At 46.0% G+C, this 21,461-nt stretch carries 24 protein-coding genes; 13 read left to right on the top strand and 11 right to left on the bottom strand.

The genetic code is table 11. The annotated features are described in order from the left end of the window. Positions 1–12 precede the first annotated feature (12 nt). Positions 13–1,962 (top strand): hypothetical protein, encoded by a 1,950-nt coding sequence (locus AAGR14_RS13085; RefSeq protein ID WP_342644665.1) that lies wholly within the window; start codon positions 13–15, stop codon positions 1,960–1,962. Between the two features lie 843 nt (positions 1,963–2,805). Here the strand turns inward: AAGR14_RS13085 and AAGR14_RS13080 are convergent. Together AAGR14_RS13080 and AAGR14_RS13075 are read right to left on the bottom strand one after the other, a co-directional pair. Then, the gene (locus tag AAGR14_RS13080) at positions 2,806–4,266 is read right to left on the bottom strand and encodes a hypothetical protein (RefSeq protein ID WP_342644664.1); all 1,461 of its coding nucleotides are present in this window, start codon (positions 4,264–4,266) and stop codon (positions 2,806–2,808) included. 54 nt (positions 4,267–4,320) lie between these two features. Next, positions 4,321–5,151 carry an outer membrane beta-barrel protein gene (locus tag AAGR14_RS13075; protein ID WP_342644663.1) on the bottom strand — a complete coding sequence of 277 codons (831 nt, stop codon included), beginning with the start codon at positions 5,149–5,151 and terminating at the stop codon, positions 4,321–4,323. A gap of 393 nt (positions 5,152–5,544) precedes the next feature. On the opposite strand from AAGR14_RS13075, the gene AAGR14_RS13070 reads away from it, so the two are divergent. Next, positions 5,545–6,123 carry a TetR/AcrR family transcriptional regulator gene (locus tag AAGR14_RS13070; protein ID WP_342644662.1) on the top strand — a complete coding sequence of 193 codons (579 nt, stop codon included), beginning with the start codon at positions 5,545–5,547 and terminating at the stop codon, positions 6,121–6,123. 29 nt (positions 6,124–6,152) lie between these two features. Continuing rightward, a complete protein-coding gene (locus AAGR14_RS13065) occupies positions 6,153–7,061 on the top strand; it encodes an NAD(P)/FAD-dependent oxidoreductase (protein ID WP_342644661.1) in 909 nt (302 codons plus the stop codon). 51 nt (positions 7,062–7,112) lie between these two features. Here AAGR14_RS13065 and AAGR14_RS13060 read toward each other — a convergent pair whose 3' ends face one another. The 3 genes from AAGR14_RS13060 to AAGR14_RS13050 form a co-directional block, all read right to left on the bottom strand. Next, complete coding sequence (locus tag AAGR14_RS13060) at positions 7,113–7,367, bottom strand: hypothetical protein (protein WP_342644660.1); 255 nt, start codon at positions 7,365–7,367, stop codon at positions 7,113–7,115. A gap of 51 nt (positions 7,368–7,418) precedes the next feature. Continuing rightward, positions 7,419–7,580 carry a hypothetical protein gene (locus AAGR14_RS13055; protein WP_342644659.1) on the bottom strand — a complete coding sequence of 54 codons (162 nt, stop codon included), beginning with the start codon at positions 7,578–7,580 and terminating at the stop codon, positions 7,419–7,421. A 113-nt stretch (positions 7,581–7,693) separates the two neighbouring features. Next, positions 7,694–8,110, bottom strand: a complete 417-nt coding sequence (locus AAGR14_RS13050) for a hypothetical protein (protein ID WP_342644658.1) — start codon at positions 8,108–8,110, stop codon at positions 7,694–7,696. A gap of 388 nt (positions 8,111–8,498) precedes the next feature. On the opposite strand from AAGR14_RS13050, the gene AAGR14_RS13045 reads away from it, so the two are divergent. The 4 genes from AAGR14_RS13045 (at position 8,499) to AAGR14_RS13030 (ending at position 11,855) form a co-directional block, all read left to right on the top strand. Beyond that, a complete protein-coding gene (locus AAGR14_RS13045) occupies positions 8,499–9,671 on the top strand; it encodes a DUF5009 domain-containing protein (RefSeq protein ID WP_342644657.1) in 1,173 nt (390 codons plus the stop codon). A 539-nt stretch (positions 9,672–10,210) separates the two neighbouring features. Next, positions 10,211–10,963 (top strand): DUF1349 domain-containing protein, encoded by a 753-nt coding sequence (locus AAGR14_RS13040; RefSeq protein WP_342644656.1) that lies wholly within the window; start codon positions 10,211–10,213, stop codon positions 10,961–10,963. An 88-nt stretch (positions 10,964–11,051) separates the two neighbouring features. After that, complete coding sequence (locus AAGR14_RS13035) at positions 11,052–11,336, top strand: hypothetical protein (protein WP_342644655.1); 285 nt, start codon at positions 11,052–11,054, stop codon at positions 11,334–11,336. Between the two features lie 219 nt (positions 11,337–11,555). Then, positions 11,556–11,855, top strand: a complete 300-nt coding sequence (locus AAGR14_RS13030; RefSeq protein ID WP_342644654.1) for a GIY-YIG nuclease family protein — start codon at positions 11,556–11,558, stop codon at positions 11,853–11,855. Positions 11,856–12,006: 151 nt separating this feature from the next. Here AAGR14_RS13030 and AAGR14_RS13025 read toward each other — a convergent pair whose 3' ends face one another. Both AAGR14_RS13025 and AAGR14_RS13020 read right to left on the bottom strand, forming a co-directional pair. After that, positions 12,007–12,621 (bottom strand): hypothetical protein, encoded by a 615-nt coding sequence (locus AAGR14_RS13025; RefSeq protein WP_342644653.1) that lies wholly within the window; start codon positions 12,619–12,621, stop codon positions 12,007–12,009. A gap of 148 nt (positions 12,622–12,769) precedes the next feature. Continuing rightward, positions 12,770–13,456, bottom strand: a complete 687-nt coding sequence (locus tag AAGR14_RS13020; protein ID WP_342644652.1) for a DUF6624 domain-containing protein — start codon at positions 13,454–13,456, stop codon at positions 12,770–12,772. Between the two features lie 271 nt (positions 13,457–13,727). On the opposite strand from AAGR14_RS13020, the gene mltG reads away from it, so the two are divergent. Next, entirely contained in the window at positions 13,728–14,762 is a 1,035-nt protein-coding gene (gene mltG, locus AAGR14_RS13015) for an endolytic transglycosylase MltG (RefSeq protein ID WP_342644651.1), read from the top strand. Positions 14,763–14,833: 71 nt separating this feature from the next. Here mltG and AAGR14_RS13010 read toward each other — a convergent pair whose 3' ends face one another. Then, positions 14,834–15,274 (bottom strand): hypothetical protein, encoded by a 441-nt coding sequence (locus tag AAGR14_RS13010; protein ID WP_342644650.1) that lies wholly within the window; start codon positions 15,272–15,274, stop codon positions 14,834–14,836. Positions 15,275–15,426: 152 nt separating this feature from the next. On the opposite strand from AAGR14_RS13010, the gene AAGR14_RS13005 reads away from it, so the two are divergent. Then, the gene (locus AAGR14_RS13005) at positions 15,427–15,819 is read left to right on the top strand and encodes a hypothetical protein (RefSeq protein WP_342644649.1); all 393 of its coding nucleotides are present in this window, start codon (positions 15,427–15,429) and stop codon (positions 15,817–15,819) included. Positions 15,820–16,077: 258 nt separating this feature from the next. Here the strand turns inward: AAGR14_RS13005 and AAGR14_RS13000 are convergent, their stop codons facing one another. Continuing rightward, entirely contained in the window at positions 16,078–17,100 is a 1,023-nt protein-coding gene (locus AAGR14_RS13000) for an LLM class flavin-dependent oxidoreductase (RefSeq protein WP_342644648.1), read from the bottom strand. A 36-nt stretch (positions 17,101–17,136) separates the two neighbouring features. After that, complete coding sequence (locus AAGR14_RS12995; RefSeq protein WP_342644647.1) at positions 17,137–17,511, bottom strand: DoxX family protein; 375 nt, start codon at positions 17,509–17,511, stop codon at positions 17,137–17,139. A gap of 107 nt (positions 17,512–17,618) precedes the next feature. Here AAGR14_RS12995 and AAGR14_RS12990 point away from each other — a divergent pair, with 107 nt between their 5' ends. Together AAGR14_RS12990 and AAGR14_RS12985 are read left to right on the top strand one after the other, a co-directional pair. Next, positions 17,619–18,011, top strand: a complete 393-nt coding sequence (locus AAGR14_RS12990) for a helix-turn-helix domain-containing protein (protein ID WP_342644646.1) — start codon at positions 17,619–17,621, stop codon at positions 18,009–18,011. A gap of 411 nt (positions 18,012–18,422) precedes the next feature. After that, entirely contained in the window at positions 18,423–18,827 is a 405-nt protein-coding gene (locus tag AAGR14_RS12985; protein ID WP_342644645.1) for a hypothetical protein, read from the top strand. Positions 18,828–19,036: 209 nt separating this feature from the next. On the opposite strand, the gene AAGR14_RS12980 is transcribed toward AAGR14_RS12985, so the two are convergent. Continuing rightward, a complete protein-coding gene (locus tag AAGR14_RS12980; protein WP_342644644.1) occupies positions 19,037–19,462 on the bottom strand; it encodes a hypothetical protein in 426 nt (141 codons plus the stop codon). Between the two features lie 153 nt (positions 19,463–19,615). Between AAGR14_RS12980 and AAGR14_RS12975 the strand changes: the two genes are divergently transcribed. Next, positions 19,616–20,446 (top strand): carboxypeptidase-like regulatory domain-containing protein, encoded by an 831-nt coding sequence (locus AAGR14_RS12975; RefSeq protein WP_342644643.1) that lies wholly within the window; start codon positions 19,616–19,618, stop codon positions 20,444–20,446. 509 nt (positions 20,447–20,955) lie between these two features. Continuing rightward, the gene (locus AAGR14_RS12970) at positions 20,956–21,399 is read left to right on the top strand and encodes a BLUF domain-containing protein (protein ID WP_342644642.1); all 444 of its coding nucleotides are present in this window, start codon (positions 20,956–20,958) and stop codon (positions 21,397–21,399) included. Positions 21,400–21,461: the final 62 nt, after the last annotated feature.

Genomic DNA, 21,461 nt, shown 5'->3' with positions numbered 1-21,461 from the left:
TTACCATCCATAATGGCATTATCAGTAAATGTAACTTACCAATATAATTCTCCGGTTTATAACTCCGCAAACAACGGTTACGACACTTACGGTACTATAACTTTTGAAGTTATTGATGATAATACCGGCCAGCCGGCCAGTGGCAACGGTTTGCAGGTATACTATACCGAGCTGGATAACAACTTTTCGCACGGGCAGTATAGTGTATCTATCAGCGGCACATCGGCCGTGGTATATCCATACCAGCTATTGCGGAGTACCGGCTATCAAACCTCGTCAATCACCGTAACCGTCGACCAGTATATACAGCCGGGCGGGGCTTTGGGGCCGGACGGCGGACCCACCATCACCGACGTGCTTATTTTGCTGCCGGCACATATAGCCGGTGGTACCGGCGTGGTGCTCATAAAGGCTACCAACGACAATATGAGCAACCTGCAGTATTTTATTGACGATGTACCCGTTAACCCCAGGTTTAGCGGACTAACCGCCGGGCTGCATGAAGCTAAGGTAGTCGACGGTATCAGTAACCGGCAAGCTAAATTTGCTTTTGATATGCCGTTGGACGAGCCGTTTTTATTGGGCACGCCCGAAAAAGAAATTTTGCCAGGCATCAATAGCCGCTGGAATGCTGCCTTTAACCCGGTGGTATTTACTTACCAGCGCCGCGATTTTAAGGTGACCGATGTGCAGAACAACAACGGCCGTGCCTGCATTTATACCCGCGACGCCATAACCGGACTTCAAAAGGATGATGAGGTGTATCTTGATGCTGATCCATACGTGGGCTTGTTTAAGGTACTGAGCGCTACCGATACTACCGTTACCCTCAACACTGATTTTATAGATGCGGCCACCGGTTTTATGAACAGCGATACCCTGCGCCCTTATTTTAAAGTAGTGAGCCGGCTTACCTATACCGACCCGGAAACCGGTGCCGCGCAGCAAAGCGAGTTTCGCCACTCGCCTAACCCGCGCAACGGCCGTGTGGAGGCCGACTATAGCGGCGTGCTGCGCAGTTTAGTGAATCCGCAAAGCGTTAGCAAATATGACGAAATCAATCACAATGACCCAAACCTGTGCGCAAGCTATACCGTAAGTTACCGCAAGGATTGGGAAGGCCTGGCTGATGACCGCTGGTTTGGCATTGGGGATGCTTTTTACGTTACGTATTCGGCCATGCAGGTGCAGGCAGCCGGTGGCGGCAACATGGCACCGTTTATACCAAACAGCGAGGGCTCGGTGGCCCGGTTTGTTACCGATTTTAAGGAGCCTGCCTACAGTGCAGGTTACCCGTTTGATAGCGGCTTTATTTACAGCGAGTTGCTTGGCGGTCATCAATATTACCTGCACATCACCATGCTCGATGTTAACCGCCGTACCCTGGGCAATCCTATCACCCATAATCTGGTTAGGCAGGTAGGCTTAAACCGTTTGCTGATTGGTGCCAATAACTATCCCGATAATTGCTGGTACCTGCGCATTAACGTAAGGCGCGACAGCGGAGCCGGACCGGTGCAGGTAACTGAGGATAAGATGATTAGGATTGACCGCGCCATTGATGTAAACTCTGTTTACTTACGCTGGATAGGCTACAGCGGATCGTGGGAGTATTACCGCTTTGTTTGGAACCAGGAGATGAGCCTCAACGTGCAAAACGCCGTTACCGTTAAACGCTACGTATACGATTACGAAAATACCGAAGGCACCGAAGACACCATCAGCAAAGAAGCCGCCACCGGCATCAAGGTATTTGCCGAAGACCTGCCGGTAGCCGACATCCGCGCACTGCAATCTCTCAAAACCAGTCCCAAAGTGCAATGGCTTGCCTCGCGCAACCCCCTGCGCTGGCAAACCGTCATCGTAGCCACCGGCTCGGCGGTTGAGTACGAAACGCAGATGGGCACGTATGCTTATCAGTTGCAGTTTACTTTGCCGGGGGTGGTGGTGCAGACGCTGTAGGGAAGGAGAGTTGTAAAGCCAGGAAATAAGATTTTTCACTTTAGCCTGTGGTTGGTGTTGTCACCAACTATTTTTATTTTTAATAACATCGGGGTTAAGGCCTAAGCCTGTTAACGCTCCTATAGTCGATTACATATTATCTTACGGCGGGGTTGGTGACAACACCAACTTCAAGCTAAGTGGTCTTGCTAGTTAAGCTACGGCAAGCGTGTGGTTTATGTTGTCACCAACCTCTTTTTTATTTACGGTGTAATGCCGCCTCGCATCCTTTCTGGTGGTGCGGTTAGTGACAATACCACCGCAGGACTGAATAATACTTTTACCACCCGCCGTCATGCCGACGAAGGTCGGTATCCCATGCGCTAAGTAGTGAATTAGCAGGGGAACATGCCTGAAGGTAAACTTATGTAGAGTAATGCTGAACTTCATAGAGCATGACCGTCCGTAACTTCTCACTTTTAGCCTTTTATTATCCTCATTGCCAACCACTCTTTATTCAGCAATGAATACCCGAAAAGTAAAAAAGGTAAATTAGCCCGACAGTACAAAAAATTAAGAAGCTAATCAGAGCCGCCAAAACCTTACCAGACCTCGACTGTAAAAACTCTCCAAGGTAAGAGTTTGGCCTTACGCGCGTTATTATCATGATGCTTTGGTAGATGAGTACCATAAGCAAAACAGAGAACAAATAAATTAACAAGCCGCTATTCATTAGGATATTAGATTGGGGCGGATAAATGTAGCAATTTCACATTTAAAAGTGATTTGCCCCTCCACCTTAAACAACAAAGCCATTCCAGAATATATGGAACGGCTTTGCTATTATGTAATGGTTTAGGTTGATTAATAAACCTGTTTTACACGGCTGTCGCCTGAACCGTAATAAAGATTTACTACTCTTTTTTCATTTTTACCGCTTAATTGGTAAGCGGTTGAGCCAAATGCATTGCCCGTTGCTGTATTTAGGTTGCCGCTAAAGTATAGCTGGAAAAGGTTGGTAAAACTGTCATAGTATCCGTTGTAAGGGTTAACTCTGTTAATCACGCCTTTAGCATTGGCTACCAGGGCATTTGATGCGTCTCTTTTTAAATGCACATAACCTGATCCGCCTTCGGGAGAAGTATAAAAATTTAGACGGCCTGAAGCATTAGTAGTTGCCATCAATTGCGGCGGGGTTTGTATTAATGTTCCGGTTACATCTACCATTTGTACATCAATTTTAGCATTAGCATCGTAACTGTAACTGCTCAAATCAATATAATTACTGTTGTTGTTATAATATGAACTGATGTTCAGTTTTTCAACCTGGAACTTACCGTTTGCTGCAGATACGTAAGCAATGTTGTTAGCGTAATTATAGCTGGGGTTATATGCTGGGATGGATAAAACTCTACCACCTTTATCGGCCGGAAACTTAAAGTAATAAGTGGTATACACACCTGGTACATTAGCATTGAAACGGGCTACATTGAAATACGTTTTTATTGTAGTTAAACGCGGCAACGCGTTAGGAAACTGTACGTTTATACCATCATCTTCGGTAGAGTTCACAAACAGTTTTTGGTCTGCTGTAATTTGCTCACCGGTTATGCTATACATGTTTGCTGCTGCAGGAACTTTAATGGAGTAACTTCCATCGGCCGCAGTGTAAGCCGGAAACGATACATTGTAATTGCCGGTAGCGGTGCTGTAAACAGTAGTAGTAGCTGTAACCAACACTTTTTCGCCAACTTTTTCGCTGGTGGTATTGGTCAAATCGGTCTCGATGTAAACCGTACCATAAATTTCGTTCGACAAATCAGCGCTGTTCCATAATTTGGCAGGCCCCTGTGTGATATTTTGCTGTAATATCTGCGTAGCGGCATAGCCGGTTTTAGAAATAACGAATGCGCTGGTCGGGAACAGGTAAAGCGAGTTAAACATAGCCATCCCTTGTGCATTGGTTTTAGCAGTCACCATTTTACCTTCTGATGATACCATAACGTCGGCATCTGCAATAGGGGTGTTGGTAACCACGTCAACCACGGTAACGCTGTAATCTTGCTTACGCGATGCAACAACGCCTGCACGAGTTAGGCTGTCGTTCATTTTAAGCTGGGCTAAGGCTGATGAATTAATTAACTGCTGCATAGCAGTGGCGCCTTTTTGTTTAAGTGTTTCCATGTCAATATCATGCTGATATTGCAACGTTAACAAGTCTTTTTGTGCCTGCACGGCATCCTGCTCGGTAAATTTGTCTTTAGAGCAACCAGCAAAAATAATAGCAGCTGCCATTAATGAAAGGGCTGTAGGTTTAAGTTTCATATTTGAATGGTGTGTATGCAAAGTATAAATGGAAGTAAAATCAAAGGCAGATATTTATTTGCCCAATGGCATAACCAGGCCAATGCGCGAAACGAAGGAGTTGGATCTTACCCTGCTGCCAAAGCCCGCTTTATCCATGTAAGAGTAGCTGTCTAAAACAGGGGTGGCACCGGCTACGTACCTAAAGTCCAGTGTCAGGCCCAATCGTGCGGTAAGCGGTAATCGGGCTTTAGCACCTGCTATAAAGTTAAGGCGGTTATCGTTAAACATCGATGTAGCATTTTGTGAACCTTGTACGGTGGCTATCACATTCTGGCCGGGTAACAAATTGCCTGTCTTTTGGTAATGCTCGGTTACGTTGTAAGTGTAGGCATAACTTGCACCGGCATAAATAACCGGTATCCAGGATGGTTTGATGTTGAAAGTATAGTCAACCAGTAACGGCACTTCGAGCGTGTTGATCTGGTATGAGCTGTTTCTTACATTTTTAGTCTGGAAGTTTTCGGGCAGGCCTAAACGTGTATCGTCTTTAAATTTAATAAGTTGCCCGCCCTGTTGCATGGAGTTTACCTCCAATTGTAACCCCAGGCCTTTATATACCGGATAGTGCAAAGACACACCGGCCGAGTAACCTGTGTTATAGCCGCCATGTGATTGGCCGGTAATAAACTTGTTGAGGCTTAGTCCGCCAGCAATGCCGAGCTCAAATCTATTCCGCACCGTTGCGGTGGTTGAAGAGGCTGCAGCTTTAGCCGGTTTTTTTTTGCTTTGAGCAAAGGCAGACGATGAAAATAAAAAGGTACCAGCCGTGATGAGTACTGCGTAACTAAACGCTTTGGAGCCTACTGTTTTGAGTAAGGCTCCCTTATTAATTAGGGGTATCAAAAGTGATAAGTTTAAGTATTATACGGTGCGAAGATAGTAACGCAAGTAGTAGGTGACAAAGAATTTAGTGTGAATATTGCCATGTAATAATTATTTTACAAAACAAAATCTGCAGTATAATGTATCACGATAAATTTTAAGTTTTGAATTGTTGCCACTGGCGGCAGAGTTAAAGTACTTAATTGTTTTAAAGACATGGTTAAGCCCTAAGCTTATACTTCCGATTAAAGCAAGATTTTCCGTTTTCTAATAGACCTTTAAACGACAATCGCTTTATTATAGTTGCTTTTTTAATTGCTGAATGATAATTCGAAGCGCCCAAACAAAACATCAAAATGTCATCATTTAAACTATAATGTCACAAAAATGGGAAATAAGGCTTACGTTTGTGTTATGGAAGCTACAGAGCAAAAGATTGTAAATGCTGCTATTGAGGTATTTAATACCGACCTATCGGCCAATCTGGAATTGGTTGCTGAGCAGGCCGGTGTAACCAGGCGTACACTGCACCGTTATTTTAAAGATCGCACCCAACTCATGGATGCCTGCCAAACCGAAATGCAGTACAAGTGCCGTACAGCCATGATGGCTGCTATTAATACCAGCACCGATCCGCTCGTGCAATTAGAAAACATGTTGTATGCCGGTATCGACTGTGGGAGCAAGTACGCTTTTTTAGATAAATTACAGCAGCACCCGCCTTACCGTCAAATGCCTGATGGCGACGAGGGAGAATTTGACGCCGTTAAAAAGCATTGGTTTGCCATAGTAGGCAAGCTGCAAAAAGCGGGCATCATCAGTACTGAGCTTACCCCCGCCTGGATTTTTGTGTTGTTTGGTGGCATGGTAACCACCACCATCAACGCACTTAACTCCGGCAACGTGGCGCGTAACGACATCAAGCATTTTGCCTGGTTTTCGTTTAGCCGCAGCGTAGGTATCCAGGTTATTGCAGGCGCTCAATCATCTTAATTTTCGTTCAACCTTTTCAAATTACATTTATGAATACTTCAACAAAATACGACGTTATCATTATTGGCGGCAGCAATGCCGGTTTGTCGGCGGCGATGTCGTTGGGGCGGGCGTTAAAGCGCGTACTCATTATTGATAGTGGCTTGCCTTGCAACCGTCAAACACCGCACTCGCATAACTTCATTACTCACGACGGCTGGCGCCCCGCCGAAATACAGGAGGTGGCCAAAAACGAAGTGCTTAGCTATGATACCGTACAATGGTTGGCAGGCACCGTAAGCGGCGTTACCGGTTATAACCAAAATTTTGAGGTGGAGGTGGCTGGGCATTCGGCCGCTATCAGCGCCAAAAAGCTATTGTTTGCTACCGGTATTAAAGATTTGATGCCCAACATTCCGAGCTTTGCGCAATGCTGGGGTATATCGGTAATCCATTGTCCGTACTGCCACGGTTACGAGTACCGCGGCCAGGCTACCGGTATTTTAATGAACAATGAACATACGGCGGATTTTGCCCGCTTTATACAAAACTGGACTACTAAACTTACTTTGTTTACCAACGGCCCTTCAAAGCTTACCCCCGAGCAAACGCAGGCCGTGCTCAACCGTAACATCGGCATCATCGAAACCCAAATTACCAGCATCGATCATACCAACGGGCAACTTACGCAGCTCCGCCTTGCCGATGGTAGCACGCATTCGTTGAATGCATTGTATGCACGTGTACCCTTTGAGCAGCATTGCCTAATACCCGAACAGTTAGGCTGTAAGCTAACCGCTGAAGGCTACCTCGAGGTAACCGACCAAAAAAGGACCACTGTTCCGGGTATTTTTGCCGCCGGCGATAATACCAGCCCCATGCGTTCGGTTGCGGCCGCAGTAGGTGCCGGCAACCTTGCCGGGGCCATGATAGCGCACGAGTTGATCAATGAGCAATGAAATGTAACAGCCTAATGCATAGTGTGTATTGCTAAATAGCTCGCCAGCCAATCAATACGCAGGTGCTTTAACGGCCATTGCCGAGTCGATGTTGGTATGCTTCCAGACGTTTAATGCGACTCTGGTAGCCGAGTCGAGCGTTTGGCTTTCGTAAAACCTAAGGCACGTAGAAAATATTCGTTTCCCTTGAGCTCCTTCGCCAACGGTGGTTAACGAGGTTACAGAGTCTCTTTTGATCTGGCTAATTACAGGTGCGATTATTTGGTTAATCCGGTCTTCAAGAACAAAACTGATGGGGTTATACAAAGTTTTGTCCTGTAACTCTATCTGGCTACTGAATTTTTTATCGCCAATGCCTTAAAGCACGCAGTGGCACATCACCAGGTCTTTAAACTCTTGTTTAAAGACCTGGTCATCAATAGTTTTTAATGATGACTCCTGTTCGGATTTGTTTTGGTCCGACCTGCATCCTGCTATAAAAAGCAAGCTTATGATTGCAAAGCGACAGATAGTTTTCATGGTTTAGTTTTACTGTTGATGGTGGATTGACGATAAAGATCCGGGGATGTTAAGTGTTCTCAAAATCGGTTAGTGTGAATAGTGTTGTCACCAATTGCTTTTAATCCGTCCGGCTACAAACCTCCCCAAATTGCTTTTTGCTGTTTCAAGAATTGCCGGTAGGCAGCTTTAGCGGCCGAGTCGAGGTGGCGGCTTTCGAACAAGAGGAGGCAACCATTGGTGATGGCCTTGCCGCCTTCCAGGTCGCCGCCTTTAAAATAGCGGGCTTTTTGGTTTATGGTATCTGTAAAGTTTTTACCTTCCAGCCGGGCCTGTTTTTTAAAATTGTCGCCCAACACTTCAAATCTTAACCAGGGTGAATTATCGTCCTTAATTTCCGCGCCCATGTACGTTAGGCAGGCTGTGCAGGCTTCAGCTTTATAGGCAAAAACAAATTCACCTTTTGAGATGGGCGATGTGTATTGAGAAACCTTACAAGAAGCGCTGAACACAGTGAGCGTAATTAGAGCGAATTTAAGGGCGACTTTCATAGGATAGGGCAGGATAAAGGTTGAAGATAAACATTCGGCGCTGCATTCAAAATACTGGCGCATTAATCAATAGGTTAAATTAAGCCTTTATTTAGGGTATAGAAGATATAATGCCGCACCCCATCATCCCGATGCATATCGGCATGACGGGGGACGTGTTAAATCCTCCCGGCACCAACTGAATAACACGAGGTTAAATTTTAAATATGAAGTTTCTTGTAATTGCCGGCAGCAATACCACCCAATTACCTGACTGCTAAATCACCCATTCAAACCTTTAAAACCAATAGGTTTGACAAACCCTTGCAAAAGGCAAACCGCCTGCTTACATTTACTTTGCTAACCAAGCCGGGTTGCCGCCAGTGGTAACCATGTAAAACCAATCATCATGACCGATACCTCATCCCGCTTACACTCCGTTGATGTATTCAGAGCCGTTACCATGTTTTTGATGATTTTTGTGAACGAGCTGAGCGGTGCCAAAGCTATCCCCGGCTGGATAGACCACGCCGAGGCTAATGCCGATGCGCTGGGTTTTGCCGATACCATTTTTCCGGCGTTTTTATTCATCGTAGGGTTGTCTATCCCTTTCGCCATCAGCAGCAAGCAGCAAAAGGGGGCGTCGCCGAGGGGTGTGCTGGCTTACATTGGCTACCGCTCGTTTGCCTTAATTGTGATGGGCTTTTACCAGGTTAACCTCGAAACTTATAACGAAAACCACTGGCTACCCAAAGCCGCATGGGCCATACTGGCTACCGTGGCTTTTTTTATGATCTGGCTCAACTATAAATCTACCGTGGCCAAAGGCGAAAGGTACGGCATGATTGGGGCGGGTTATGCTATACTTGTTGTGCTGGCGCTGGTTTATAAAGGGTCGTACAATAACCTGAGTGGCTATAACGGTATGCAGCCGCAGTGGTGGGGCATATTAGGCATCATCGGCTGGTCGTACCTGGTGGCGTCGCTGCTATACTGGTTAAGTAAGGGTAGTCTTAAAACGCTGCTGGTTTGCCTGGCGGTACTTTTGGTTATCAATATTTTGCTGCATACCTGGGTTAGCAGGTTTAGCTTTTGGCTCATTAATGATGCCTCGTCGGTTTGTTTGGTTATGGCGGGTGTGGTTACCAGTTTGGCTTATGCGGCCTGTCGCCCTGCGGTACACAAGTTTGTTTTTGGCGCAGTACTGAGCGGGCTGGTCTGCATAGTTATAGGTTTGTGGCTCAGGCCATACGCGGGCGGTATCTCTAAAATATATTCAACCCCGGCCTGGGTACTCATCACCGCGGGAGTCAGCCTAATAGTGTATGCCTTGCTGGTTTACGCTACCGACGTAAAAGGCAAAGCCCACTGGTTTAAATGGATTGCCGCCGCCGGTACCAGTACGCTTACCTGCTACCTCATTCCGTACTTTCAGGTGTATGGTATGCAATTGCTGCACCTGCATTATCCGAACGGCTTACTCAACGGCGTACCCGCCATTTTGCGAGCGTTGGCCATATCATTCGTGATTATCTTGCTGGTAGAGCAAATGCAAAAGGTGAGGCTGACGCTGAAGGTGTGAATGAGTGGGAGTGGTGTTGCTGTATTCAACTTCAGGGGAGAATTAGGATCAACTATTGCTGTAGAGAAACACCTTTCACTATAGTGCTTCCAGTGTGCTATTTTAAATATCTAAACCTTTTGAAAAGCCCATGCAGCTAAGCCCCATAGATTTAATTTTAGCATTGCTGTCAGTAACCCTGTTGTACAACCTGAACGTGCGCCTGGCCCTTACAGTGCCCAACTCAAACATGAACAGGTTACTACAGACAACGGCAGGTTAGCTGGTCGTCTTTATTACCGTGTTGCTGCTGCTATGCACGGCTGCATATCTTTATATAGTATTTGTAGTTGGTTGTTAATTTTATTGGTAATGATGGTTGTTGTGGCGAAGCTGATAGTAAGGTTTCACATTTATTTTACTTGGGTCTGCAATTGTTGTTTAGCTATTTAATAATTACGGCTTCATATGCCACATCCGGCTTAAGATTAACCCGACCCCTTAAATACTTTGCAGTGCTGTAAAACAATTAGTTAATCCGGCCGCTTACCACCTTACTTATGAAAGTAAAACTACCTACTGCCATGGCCTTGCTTAGCGCCGGCTTATTGGGGGCCTGTAATAATCCGCAGCATTATGGCACGGGGGCCAATGCCGATGCGCCGCACCACCGGGTGCAGTCGGCGCGTGTAAACGGCACGCCCTGCAATGTCAGTTTTGCCGGCATCCGGTTTACCAAATCGGTTAACGGTGCCGATACACTAGCCAAAATTACTGGTAACCGTATGGCATTTAGTGTAGGCGAAAAGAAAGATTATTTTTCGGATCCTGACGGCAAGCTGTCAAACAATACCGCGCCCATTTTACTTACCGAGGTTAATAATAAAAGGCCTTTTACGCTCATCTCCAGGGTAACGCCCACCTTTACCCCGGCAGGTTTGTACAACGCTGGTGTACTTTACCTGTACGTAAACGATAACTTTTACCAGAAATTTTGCTTTGAGCAAGATGAACGCGGTAAGCACCGCATGGTTACGGTGCGCACCATCGGCACGTCCGACGATAATAACCACGACGTAGTGCAACGCCCCTTTGTTTACATGAAGCTATCATCAGACACCAAAACCGTAGGCAGCTATTACTCGCTCGATAAGAAGGAATGGCACCTGGTGCGCCTGTACAAAAACGATTATCCCGCCAAGCTATGGGTAGGCCTCAGCTCACAATGCCCGGTAGACAAAGGCACCGTGAGCTACTTTGACGATGTAAGCCTGACGCAAAACAGCGTATCTGATTTTAGGTTGGGGAATTGAGGGTTAACGGCCGTACTGGCTAAAACAAAAGCGATGCGCTCATCTGCATAAAGAAAACAAAATTTAACGATATCTAAAGAGTTATACCATGGAAAACTCAGCCAATCATTTAGTGCAGGTTTATGCTGCCGACTTTAACGAAGCCATGGAAATTCAGGCCATGCTTCAAATTAACGACATCGAGTCATTCATCGAAAACGAAAATCTGGGTGTCATTGCCCCCTGGCTGGTCTCGGCCGGCGGTGTCGCACCGGTTAAGGTGATGGTAGCCCAAAGAGATCTGCAGGCGGCTGTGGCTGTGCTTTCGAAGAATGATGAAGATTCGCAGGGGCAAGGGGAGTTTAAGCAACGTTGTTATCACCGCCACCATTAACCTTAATTCCAATCCCAGACAGTCATGCCGAATTATTTCGGCATCCCACAGGACAGGCTGAACGTTGCACTTGAATAGTTCATGACTTAGCGCGTGGGATGCCGAAATAAATTCGGCATGACGGGTGGTTGTTTGTGTAATAAAGGTGGAAATAGAAGAAATGGCTTTAAATTGCAGCATTGGCAACTTTAACGCTTAATCCTGTAACTCTATTACAATATGCTTTTCAAACAAGCACACGTTTATATCTTGACGAACACCTATCGAACAACCTTTTACATAGGTGTAACTGCCGATTTGCATACGCGAATGTGGCAGCACACACAGGGCGAGGGTTCAGCTTTTGTGAAGCGCCACCGTTTGAATGATTTGGTGTATGTAGAGCACTTTGAACGCATCGCCGATGCCATTGACCGTGAAAAGCAACTCAAACGCTGGCACCGCGATTGGAAGTTAAATTTAATTCGCTCAGTAAATCCTACCATGATATGCTTAAAGGCCGAATTGGACTTGATTTAAGGCATTCTCAACTTCAACCTCGCCCGTCATGCCGAATTTATTTCGGCATCCCACAGGACAGGTTTACCGCTATATTTTAATATTTGATTACTCAGCGCGGCATACCGATACGCGTCGGCGTGACGGGTGTAACGATAAAGTCAACCCATCCTCACGGCGTAAACTCCAGTTGTTGCACCAAATAGGCTTTGCTAAATTTTTGCGGGTCGTGGGTAACGGTGGCTTTGATGGCGGTCCATTTAGGGCGGCCGGCGGTTTGCCAGTTGGTGCGAATGTACAGCGCCTGCTGCCAGATATCTTCGAGCTTGGCACCTATAGCCGGGTCGTTATAGGTAAGCTGTAGTTTATCCGTTTCGATGTAATAGTTGTTGCCTGCTTTGCTGAGGCGGATAGATGGTCCGCCCGGAATGTAAGAAACAATAAGCGGCACCGTGAACGGCTCGTTGCCCTGGTATTTTTCGCTGCTGATGATGTTGATGAACTCGTAAGCGCTCGACGCGCCATCAGCGGGGGGATTATCGGTGTGGGTAAAACGGGCTTTTATGCGGTAAGTATAACCCGGTTCGCGGTTGATAAATCCAACGAGTGATGAGCCTGCATCCACATTTTCGGGCAGTTTAAGCAGTTTGTCCTGGTCGGCCGCGTAGCGGTGGTCAACCTGCAGTTCTACCACCTGGCCATTGCGCAACTGCAACGGACCATAAACATTTTCTTTTTTACAGGCCACCAGGCATATGAGTAGTACACCGGCAATCAGCTTTTTCATGATGAGGTTTGTTTAGTTTTTTAACCTATACGCGGCGCATCATTAAAACGCTACAACAAAAGGTTAAAGATGATTGCTCCTCAGCAAATTGAATGCTCAGGTTATTTGCGCAGGTAAGCCCAACCCGTACCCCAATCCCTCAAAACCATCACTTCTTTTTTTGCCGGGCAATAATTTTTTCAATCTCGGGTAATGATTTTTGGTATTGCTGCGGGTTCCAGTCCATCTGCATCAGCTTGGCATACTCGGCCATGGGTACCAGGCCCATGCGTTTGCGGCGTTCTTCCAGTTGGCTTAAGTTGGCAATGGGGTAAAAGTATAGCTTGTTGGTTTGATTGTCGGTAAAAGCCTGGCTGCCGTATTGCTGCTGGGCGCCTTCGCGCACGTTGATGCGGTCTTCAAGAATGGCCAGGTTGCTCGACAGGATTTCGCCTTTGCGTTCGGCGTCTCTAATCATGGGCAGATATTTTTTCTGGGTGGGCAGGTCGGCATGCTGTATCACCAAAAACAAAGCCTGGCTGCCTTCCATGCCTACTTTTTGCGGCCCCTGCCAGCCATATTTTTCCAGAATGGCGATGCATTTTTTCAGGTTATCATGGTCGTGTTCAACCATCGCTTTGCGTAGGCTATCAACCAGCGCCGGGTTATTGTTTTTTTGCCGGGCTTCTAAATACTTAAAACGGGGGGCCTGGTCTAACTGGTAAACACTGTCCAACGTTGCCTTAAGCGGTCGGTTAAATTTTGTGCTGTCGATGTTAAACGAATTGACCTGCGCCTGAACGCCGCCAGCACAAAGCAGGGCCGCTGCCACGATATAGCTTTTGAGTATTTGCATGCAGATAATAGATTGCCGTAAACGAAAACTACGGATAAGACGTGCATCCGGGCCTAATGTTACACATTGTAACGAAAAACATCATCAAGCTGCCGGCCTATGCAGAACTATTCTTACTGAAACATCTTTTCAGGAGAGCTGCCGGACCAATTGTTAAGCTGTCAGCCAAAAAAATAGCGCCCTTACACGAAATGTAAAAATTTAAGGCACTTGTCATATATTTGAGCGGGCAATCGTTTATTAAACTTGTGCTCAAACCGAAATTTATGGCATGAAAGCGTTAAAATCATTAATCATTATAGCAGTTGTTGCCGCGGTTGCTTTTGCAGGCTGGATTTATATTTCGTTGCGCAGCCCGCACACGCACGATAAAAGTAACCAGTACATCCAGATACCGCATGGCTCGTCGCCGGGCCAGATACTGGCCAAGCTACAGGCTGATGGCATCCTGACGAGCGAAACACCGTTAAAAGTATACATGAAAATGACCGGTACCGGCAACGCCCTGCAGGCAGGCGAGTACCAGTTTAAGTCGCCCATCACCCCATTGGAGGTGTTAGACGAACTTAAAAAAGGTAAGCTGCGTACCGTAAACCTAACCATACCCGAAGGTTTTACCCGTTTTGACATTGCCAAGCGCATAGCCGACCAGTTTCCGCAAAACCAGCCTTCGGGCCAGGAGGCTATTCTGAAGCTGATGGACGATGTTTCGCTCATTAAAGATATTGACCCTGATGCCAAAAACCTGGAAGGTTACATGTACCCCAACACCTACAGTTTCCCGCGCTCGGTGAGCACCCAGGCTATCATCAAAACCATGGTTGACGAGTTTAAAAAAGTATGGAACTCGGGCTATGCCGCGCAGGCTGCCAAGCAAAACCTTACGCCGCATAAAATTATCACCATTGCTTCGCTCATAGAAACCGAATCGCGTTTTGACGACGAGCGCCCCGTGGTAGCTTCGGTCATTTATAACCGCATCAAAAAAGGCATGCCACTGGGGATAGACCAAACGGCCGTTTACATTGCCAAGATGGAAAACCGCTGGGACGGCGTAATTAACCGCAGCGATTTAGATTCCGACTCGCCCTACAACACCCGCAAAATTATCGGTCTGCCGCCAGGCCCGATATCGTCGGTATCAGAAAGCTCGCTCAAAGCCGCGCTTCAACCGGCCAGCACCACCTATTTGTATTATGTGTTAGACGTGGAAAAAAACGATAAATCGCACCATTTTTATTCAACAGCTGCCGAATTTGAAACCGGAAAAGCGGCTTATCAGGCGTGGTTGAAAAAGCAGCGTTGATAGGGGACAACAACTGTTGGATGGATACACAGATAGAAATTGTAAAATGACTATTAATTAGCCTAATCGATTTATATAACAGTCGTGCCTGACTTATAATCAGATATTTTTGTGACGGTAATATGCGGAAGTCCTTTCTTCAACATCACTCTTCCTGTTACCCTAATCATAAACGAAGGGTGATTTTTAAAAGCTGCCAGCGGCTCGTTGGCTAGCTTAACCTTTAGTAATGTTTTTGTTGTATCCGGATAGTAACTATGAGCAATAATTACATAATATTTTCCGACAATATATCTATTTTGCGTATAAATTTCGACGTGGACAATCTTGCCAACAAATTTTGATACTTCCTCTGGACGTACGGTGGGTGTATCTGTTGACGCGTTGTTAGAGATATTGGCTTCAGTTTTTAGAATTAACTGGAAGATGGAACAGTTGTGTGCGGAAGATCGGGAACAAATCATTGACAACAAGAAAGCTGTCATTGATAGTTTTAGTAGGTTAGGTTTCACGGACTCAAAGTTAATTTATCAAAAGTCTAAAATAGCAAACTATTGTACAGCCTGAGGTTGGTATTGTGACCATCCACGCGCTAAGTATTGAGTGATTGATTACGTTACAGATGTTTGTTTATAAAATAAATCATAGGTTTAGCATATCAAACATGACCAAAAGAGAAGAATTTAAACTGGAATTTTTGAAAATAAAAAGCCCTGCAGATGGTCAAATTGATTTTGCATGTCAGTCCACTGAAGATTACAACCCTTATGGCTGCTTCTTTTTCCTAAATCTTCTGGATGTATTTGAAGCAGACCACTTCATTGATGAAATCACTCTAATTCAAAACAATTTACCTTACGACCCTGACTTTATATTTACCGATGCAACAGAAATCATTGCAATTGAATTTAACAATCCATACTTTTTGCTGGAGAATCATTTGGAGATTCACATGGATGATTTCAAAGCCCTGATTCAGGAATGGAAAAACTTCATCACCATGGCATCGCCTCCAACCTTACGCCAGAGGGTAAGTAAATGGTTTAAGCGGCTGTAATGAGCATGGCATTAACTGTTTTTCAGCTTGAGGTTGGTGTTGTCATAGCTGCTGGGAAGATTTACCTTTCCCGCCGTCATGCTGGTGAAGGTCGGCATCCCACGGGCTAAGTAATAAAATTTAGGTAAAGATGCATGGCGGTGAACCTGACTGTGGGATACTGAACTCAATTTAGCATCCCACAATCATACTTTTTTTCACTCTTCCCAACACCTATGGTTGACGAACATCAACCACAGGCAAAAACTCTCTCCTCAATTATTTCTGTTGATTTACCAAAGGTATCACCTCCTCGCCAATCAGTTTGATGGATTGCATGAGTTGCTGGTGTGTTAGGCCCGCATTATCCATCTGGAAGGTAAAGCGGTCGATACCGCCCAGGGCCTGGCTGTGGCGTTGCAGTTTTTCGGCCACCTGTCCGGGGCTGCCTACCAGCAACACGCCCTGCGGACCCATTAAATGGTCGAATTGCTGGCGGGTTACGGGTGGCCAACCGCGTTCACGTCCCAGCTTGGTCCATAGCTCGGCATAACCGGGATAGTATTCGGCCACGGCTTGTTCGGTAGTGGCTGCCACATAGCCCGGCGAGTGTAATCCTACTTTCAATTGGTCGGGCGCAAAACCGGCTTGGGCACCGGCCTGCCGGTATAAATCAACCAAAGGCCTAAACCTGGCCGTATTGCCGCCAATAACGGCTACCATTAAAGGCAGGCCCAGCGTGCCCGCCCGTACAAACGATTCGGGCGTACCGCCTACACCCAGCCACACGGGCAATTGCTGCTGCACCGGCCTCGGATAAACGGGGAGGTTAGGGATGGCCGCCCGGAAACGGCCGCGCCAGTTTACAAACTCGTGGTCGCGTATCTGGAGCAACAGGTTTAATTTTTCGCTAAAAAGGGCGTCGTAATCATCCAAATTGTAACCAAACAATGGATAGGCCTCAACTGAAGAGCCCCTGCCAACCACCATTTCGGCACGGCCTTTTGAAATGAGGTCGAGGGTGGCAAAGTTTTGAAACACCCTCACCGGGTCGGCTGCGCTAAGCACGGTAACAGCGCTGGTGAGCCTGATGCGCGAGGTACGCGCCGCCGCCGCTGCCAGCACTACGGCTGTGGCCGAATCCAGAAACTCTTTACGGTGGTGTTCGCCGATGCCGAACACATCCAGGCCCGATTGGTCGGCTTGCACCATGCGGTCCAGCAACTGCTCCATGGCATCAACACTGCTGAGCGATTGTGAGCCATATAAAGCCGATGCAAAACTATCTATTCCGATTTCCATAATACAAATATGATGGTAAAAGTTACTACTGTGGCTTTATTTGCCGGTTTTAAATTGCGGCAAACGGTGATAGGTAAAATACGATACCAGCAACACTACCAAAAATACAAGGGGCATAACCCGGTTAACCACCGGATCGCCGGAGGCAGCGTGTGCTATAAAGGCTGATACAAATACAATGGCAAACCAGGCATAAGCCCACTCTTTAAGGCGGGAAGTGAGTGGCGTGAGCAGCACCACAGCGCCCAAAAGTTTAAATACAGCCAGTTCTATACGGAAATAGTTAGGGAAGCCTAAGTGTACGAAGGCCTGCTTCATTTCGGGCTTGGTTAAATACATCACGGCCGAGTTCATCATCATCAGGGCAACTATAACGGTGGTAATCCAGTAGGTAATTTTTATCGCTTTCATTACGGGTTTAATTATGTATTGCAAAACTACACCGGGCATAGTATCAAAAAGTTACTACTATCCTGAAGGATAGTAGTATCGTGCAGTATAGTAGCTAACTTTACCCTATGGAAACTCTGCAAGCACCGCACCCCATCAGCCACCAGGAATGTACCAACAGTGTTAACCACATCCGCGATGCCCTGTATGTGCTTAACGGTAAATGGAAACTGCCGCTTATTTTTACCCTTACCGAATCGCCTAAGCGCTTTGGCGAAATTCAGCGCGTGCTGTACGGTATTACGCCCAAGATATTAACCAAAGAGCTGAAAGAGCTGGAACTGAATGGTTTCATCACCCGCAATGTGTATCCCACCACGCCGGTATCGGTGCTATACAAAACCACCCCTTACAGCGGCAGCCTGCAAAACGTATTGCAGGAGCTACGCGACTGGGGTGCCCAACATCGCGAAAAGATTAAACAGGATATGCGAAACATGGGTAAAGTAGTAAAGATGTAACAGCCGCCGGTTTAAGGGGCGCAATAATTAGGATAGCGAGATAGTGCAAAGCAGACCAAAAGGGGAGCTGTTGTTTATGTAAGTACAATAGGTTTTAAACTATCATTATTTCCGCCTGTCATGCCGATGCATATCGGTATCCCACATGATGGGTGATGAAACACGCTAATACTTGATGAAGAGTTTTTAGGGTAAAATGCCGATATACGCCGACATGACTGGCCAGAGATTTTTCATGGCTAACAAAACACAAGCGAACAAGGGTTTTTTCCCCATTCAAACGCAAAGTCATTAAATAACAACCTTACAAATAACCACTTCCACCTTACTTAATTCAAAATAATAAAAACTGTAAGCTTTCTCGCCAGTTGTATTTTATAGTTAATTATATAAACCTATAGATAAACAGTCATGAAAGTAGCAAATTTAATGATGGCAGTAGCCTCAGTTTTTGTATTTGAGTATGCCGCTGCAAAAGCATCAACAAATAATCATAAAGTAGCGGGTTTTGATCAGGCCACAGCGGTACAGCAGGATACCATCAACCGTAAGAAAAATAAAAAAAATCAGCCGCCAACTCGTCCGGTAAATCCAACAAACCCAATGGATCCGACCCGTCCGATGAACCCAACTAACCCAACCAATAATCCAACTACTAATCCGACGTATCCGAACAGGCCAACCACTAACCCAACGTCGCCTACGCAGCCGGTACCTAACAATCCGACTAATCCAACCAACCCGACCAACCCTACAATGCCGCCTACAACGCCGCCAACCAACCCGCCGCGTACAACGCCGCCAAGCTCTAAGTAAAGCTCGTGATGTTGTTGGCAAACAGCAGCTTTTATAATATACAAAATGATAGCAGGCCCGGTATAAATTGCCGGGCCTGTTGTGTGTTTGTACCATGGCGGGCATTCATTCGGCAGCCCTGCAATGCACCTTACGAGCTTTGCCTAACGCAACTAACCAATTTATACGCTGTTACCGTAATATCACCATGGGTTGCGGCTACCGTAAGCTTACGGCCTGCTTTTATCTTGCTTAATCAGCTTGTACTTAAAATCTTCGTTAATGTTAACCGGTAGCGTATAATCCATTGATGGCGAACACCTGTAGTTGGCAGTAATAGCAATAGGTTTACCAATGAGGGGCTTATACCTTAACTCGGCAGGCGTTGTGCCATTGGCATCGCTGTATACCCTAATGTAGCGGGCGGTGGTGCTATCTTCATAACCTGTACCGGCGCTGTTTGCCTTAAATAAAATAGATGCCGGCAACTCAAAAACAAGTGCATGTTTAATGGTGTCCAGCCGTACAGGGTGGATGAGGTCTTTATAAATAAGTTTGCCCTGCAACGTGTTGGTGCCATAAAAGCATGCAGCAGGGTTTTGCGCCATGGCAGTACAGGCACAGACGCTTAGCAGCAGTACAAGCAGATATTTCATGGTAGAAAAGCTTTGTAGGCAAGGTAGCAATCTTGGTGAGTTTCTCAGATAACAATTGCATTTATAAAAGTGATAGCCACAGGCTGTTAAATCCTGTTAAAAAGTGGTATGGGTAAATAACTTTGTAGTAAATTAGCCTAAAGCAAATCAGCGATGATGAAACGGCATAACCCAGGTTTAGTAATACTGGCCATAGTATTACTCTCGGTACTTACTTTTAGCAAGGTTACGGCGCAAGGCCGTTTGGCAGGCAAAGTGTTTAGCCGCAGCTCGCGCAAGCCGCTGGCCGCCGCCGTAGTTACCGGTGCCAAAGGCGGAACATTAACCACGGCCGACGGGCTCTTTACCTTGTGGCAGTGGCACCCCGGCGATACCCTGGTGGTAAGCTGCATAGGTTACCAAACTGTAAAGCAGGTGCTTACCCGGCAAAGCGGCGCAGACACTTTGCGTTTTTATTTGCAGCCGGCTTCGATGCTGCTTAATCCGGTTACCGTACAAGGGCGGCAGCTTTACCTGCTCGATTCGGTCCGCACCCGGCGCGAGTTTGCCGATGTTTTTAATTACCAGGGCGCAACGGTTAAAGATGCCATGCTGCGACGTGCCGATGTTAGCTTTAAGCCTTACGATAATATGACCGCGCTTAACAACACCACTCAAATTGCCGGTATTAATGTATTGCAGGCACTGGCCTTGCTGGACGGCAATAAAAAATCGAAGACCAAGCTGCAAAAAACCTTGCAGCGCGATGAAGATGATGCCTATGCCGACCGCCGTTTTTCGGTACGCCGGGTAGCGGCCATAACCAAACTCCGCGGCGATTCGCTCCAAACCTTTATCAGCACTTACCGCCCCGACGCCGGCGAGCTTAAAAGCCAATCAGACTACGAGGTGTTGATGTATATTAAAGCCCGCTATGACACCTTAAAGCAAGGTAAAGTAAAGGTAAAAGCAATCAAGCTGGATAGTATGAAGGGGATGGATTGATGTTGACTACATCCTGGTGTATGTTGTAGATTCAGAAACGCTTAAAAGATTTGATGTCTATATTTTGAACTTGCAAATAAAGGCAAGCGCTTTTTACAATAGTTGATGCGTATTTAATTAGGTATTGTTTAATTGCCATCATATTTGCTTTGTTTAAACACTTGCGTATATTTAATGCGGCGAGTACACTAAGGGCAACCCTGCCAGCTACGTTACTTATACCTTGGGCATCACCTTTGATGCCGTCATATTTATACGCGAAACCACCGCACCTCGTGATATGAAATAAGCTGCTCCGTTAAATTAAAAGTAAAAATATTGTTGCATTTAAATAAACGCATAGGTAAAATACAATCTTATATTTTTGACCATAATCGTTTTTTATACAGTGCGTTATGATGCGTAAAGCTTACCGGTGTGCGGTTGTGTCTGTATGGGTTTACACCTCCAAAAAAAAAAATAATAGTTTGCAGTTTTTACAGGTTAGTTAAAAACCGTAAACTTATGCATTGTACACAATAATTTATATCAGTAAAGCTTTAAAGCCTTTTGCCGACGATGAATTGCTCGACTTGCTTTCGTATGCACGAAAAAACAATGCCGACAATCATCTAAGCGGTATGTTGTTGTATGTAAAACAAAGAGACGCCAATGACATTGTAACCGGGCGGTTTATACAAGCGCTTGAAGGCGAGGAACATGAGGTAACCGCACTGTATGAAACCATTAAACGCGACAGCCGCCATCAGCAAGTAACCTTACTGCACCAGGGGCCGATCAGCCTGCGCAGCTTTACCGACTGGACAATGGGCTTTAGGTCGTTGTTGGAAGATGAGTACGTGCAAATACCCGGCTTTATAAAACTCGATGATCAATTCACACAAAGCAAATCGCTGTTATCGTTAGGTGTTGCCCTTAATTTCATGAAATCTTTTTACAGTATCCAGACCTGAGTATCGGGAGTTCAGTTTTAATTAAGAGCTACTTTTTAAAACAACTGCTCGACATTGTTGCT

Source organism: Mucilaginibacter sp. CSA2-8R (assembly GCF_038806765.1).
GTDB lineage: Bacteria > Bacteroidota > Bacteroidia > Sphingobacteriales > Sphingobacteriaceae > Mucilaginibacter.
The sequence above is the reverse complement of the archived record's forward strand: the minus strand, read 5'-3'. Positions and strand labels throughout refer to the sequence as shown.

Excerpts from the sequence above, each read along its gene's own strand:
- AAGR14_RS13025 (WP_342644653.1), bottom strand. The coding sequence starts at position 12,621 with ATGAAAAAGCTGATTGCCGGTGTACTACTCATATGCCTGGTGGCCTGT.
- AAGR14_RS13070 (WP_342644662.1), top strand. The coding sequence starts at position 5,545 with ATGGAAGCTACAGAGCAAAAGATTGTAAATGCTGCTATTGAGGTATTT.
- AAGR14_RS13065 (WP_342644661.1), top strand. The coding sequence starts at position 6,153 with ATGAATACTTCAACAAAATACGACGTTATCATTATTGGCGGCAGCAAT.
- AAGR14_RS12975 (WP_342644643.1), top strand. The coding sequence starts at position 19,616 with ATGATGAAACGGCATAACCCAGGTTTAGTAATACTGGCCATAGTATTA.
- AAGR14_RS13035 (WP_342644655.1), top strand. The coding sequence starts at position 11,052 with ATGGAAAACTCAGCCAATCATTTAGTGCAGGTTTATGCTGCCGACTTT.
- AAGR14_RS13055 (WP_342644659.1), bottom strand. The coding sequence starts at position 7,580 with ATGAAAACTATCTGTCGCTTTGCAATCATAAGCTTGCTTTTTATAGCA.
- AAGR14_RS13030 (WP_342644654.1), top strand. The coding sequence starts at position 11,556 with ATGCTTTTCAAACAAGCACACGTTTATATCTTGACGAACACCTATCGA.
- AAGR14_RS12980 (WP_342644644.1), bottom strand. The coding sequence starts at position 19,462 with ATGAAATATCTGCTTGTACTGCTGCTAAGCGTCTGTGCCTGTACTGCC.
- AAGR14_RS13050 (WP_342644658.1), bottom strand. The coding sequence starts at position 8,110 with ATGAAAGTCGCCCTTAAATTCGCTCTAATTACGCTCACTGTGTTCAGC.
- mltG (WP_342644651.1), top strand. The coding sequence starts at position 13,728 with ATGAAAGCGTTAAAATCATTAATCATTATAGCAGTTGTTGCCGCGGTT.
- AAGR14_RS13040 (WP_342644656.1), top strand. The coding sequence starts at position 10,211 with ATGAAAGTAAAACTACCTACTGCCATGGCCTTGCTTAGCGCCGGCTTA.
- AAGR14_RS13020 (WP_342644652.1), bottom strand. The coding sequence starts at position 13,456 with ATGCAAATACTCAAAAGCTATATCGTGGCAGCGGCCCTGCTTTGTGCT.
- AAGR14_RS13005 (WP_342644649.1), top strand. The coding sequence starts at position 15,427 with ATGACCAAAAGAGAAGAATTTAAACTGGAATTTTTGAAAATAAAAAGC.
- AAGR14_RS12995 (WP_342644647.1), bottom strand. The coding sequence starts at position 17,511 with ATGAAAGCGATAAAAATTACCTACTGGATTACCACCGTTATAGTTGCC.
- AAGR14_RS13045 (WP_342644657.1), top strand. The coding sequence starts at position 8,499 with ATGACCGATACCTCATCCCGCTTACACTCCGTTGATGTATTCAGAGCC.
- AAGR14_RS12990 (WP_342644646.1), top strand. The coding sequence starts at position 17,619 with ATGGAAACTCTGCAAGCACCGCACCCCATCAGCCACCAGGAATGTACC.
- AAGR14_RS13085 (WP_342644665.1), top strand. The coding sequence starts at position 13 with ATGGCATTATCAGTAAATGTAACTTACCAATATAATTCTCCGGTTTAT.
- AAGR14_RS12985 (WP_342644645.1), top strand. The coding sequence starts at position 18,423 with ATGAAAGTAGCAAATTTAATGATGGCAGTAGCCTCAGTTTTTGTATTT.
- AAGR14_RS13000 (WP_342644648.1), bottom strand. The coding sequence starts at position 17,100 with ATGGAAATCGGAATAGATAGTTTTGCATCGGCTTTATATGGCTCACAA.
- AAGR14_RS13080 (WP_342644664.1), bottom strand. The coding sequence starts at position 4,266 with ATGAAACTTAAACCTACAGCCCTTTCATTAATGGCAGCTGCTATTATT.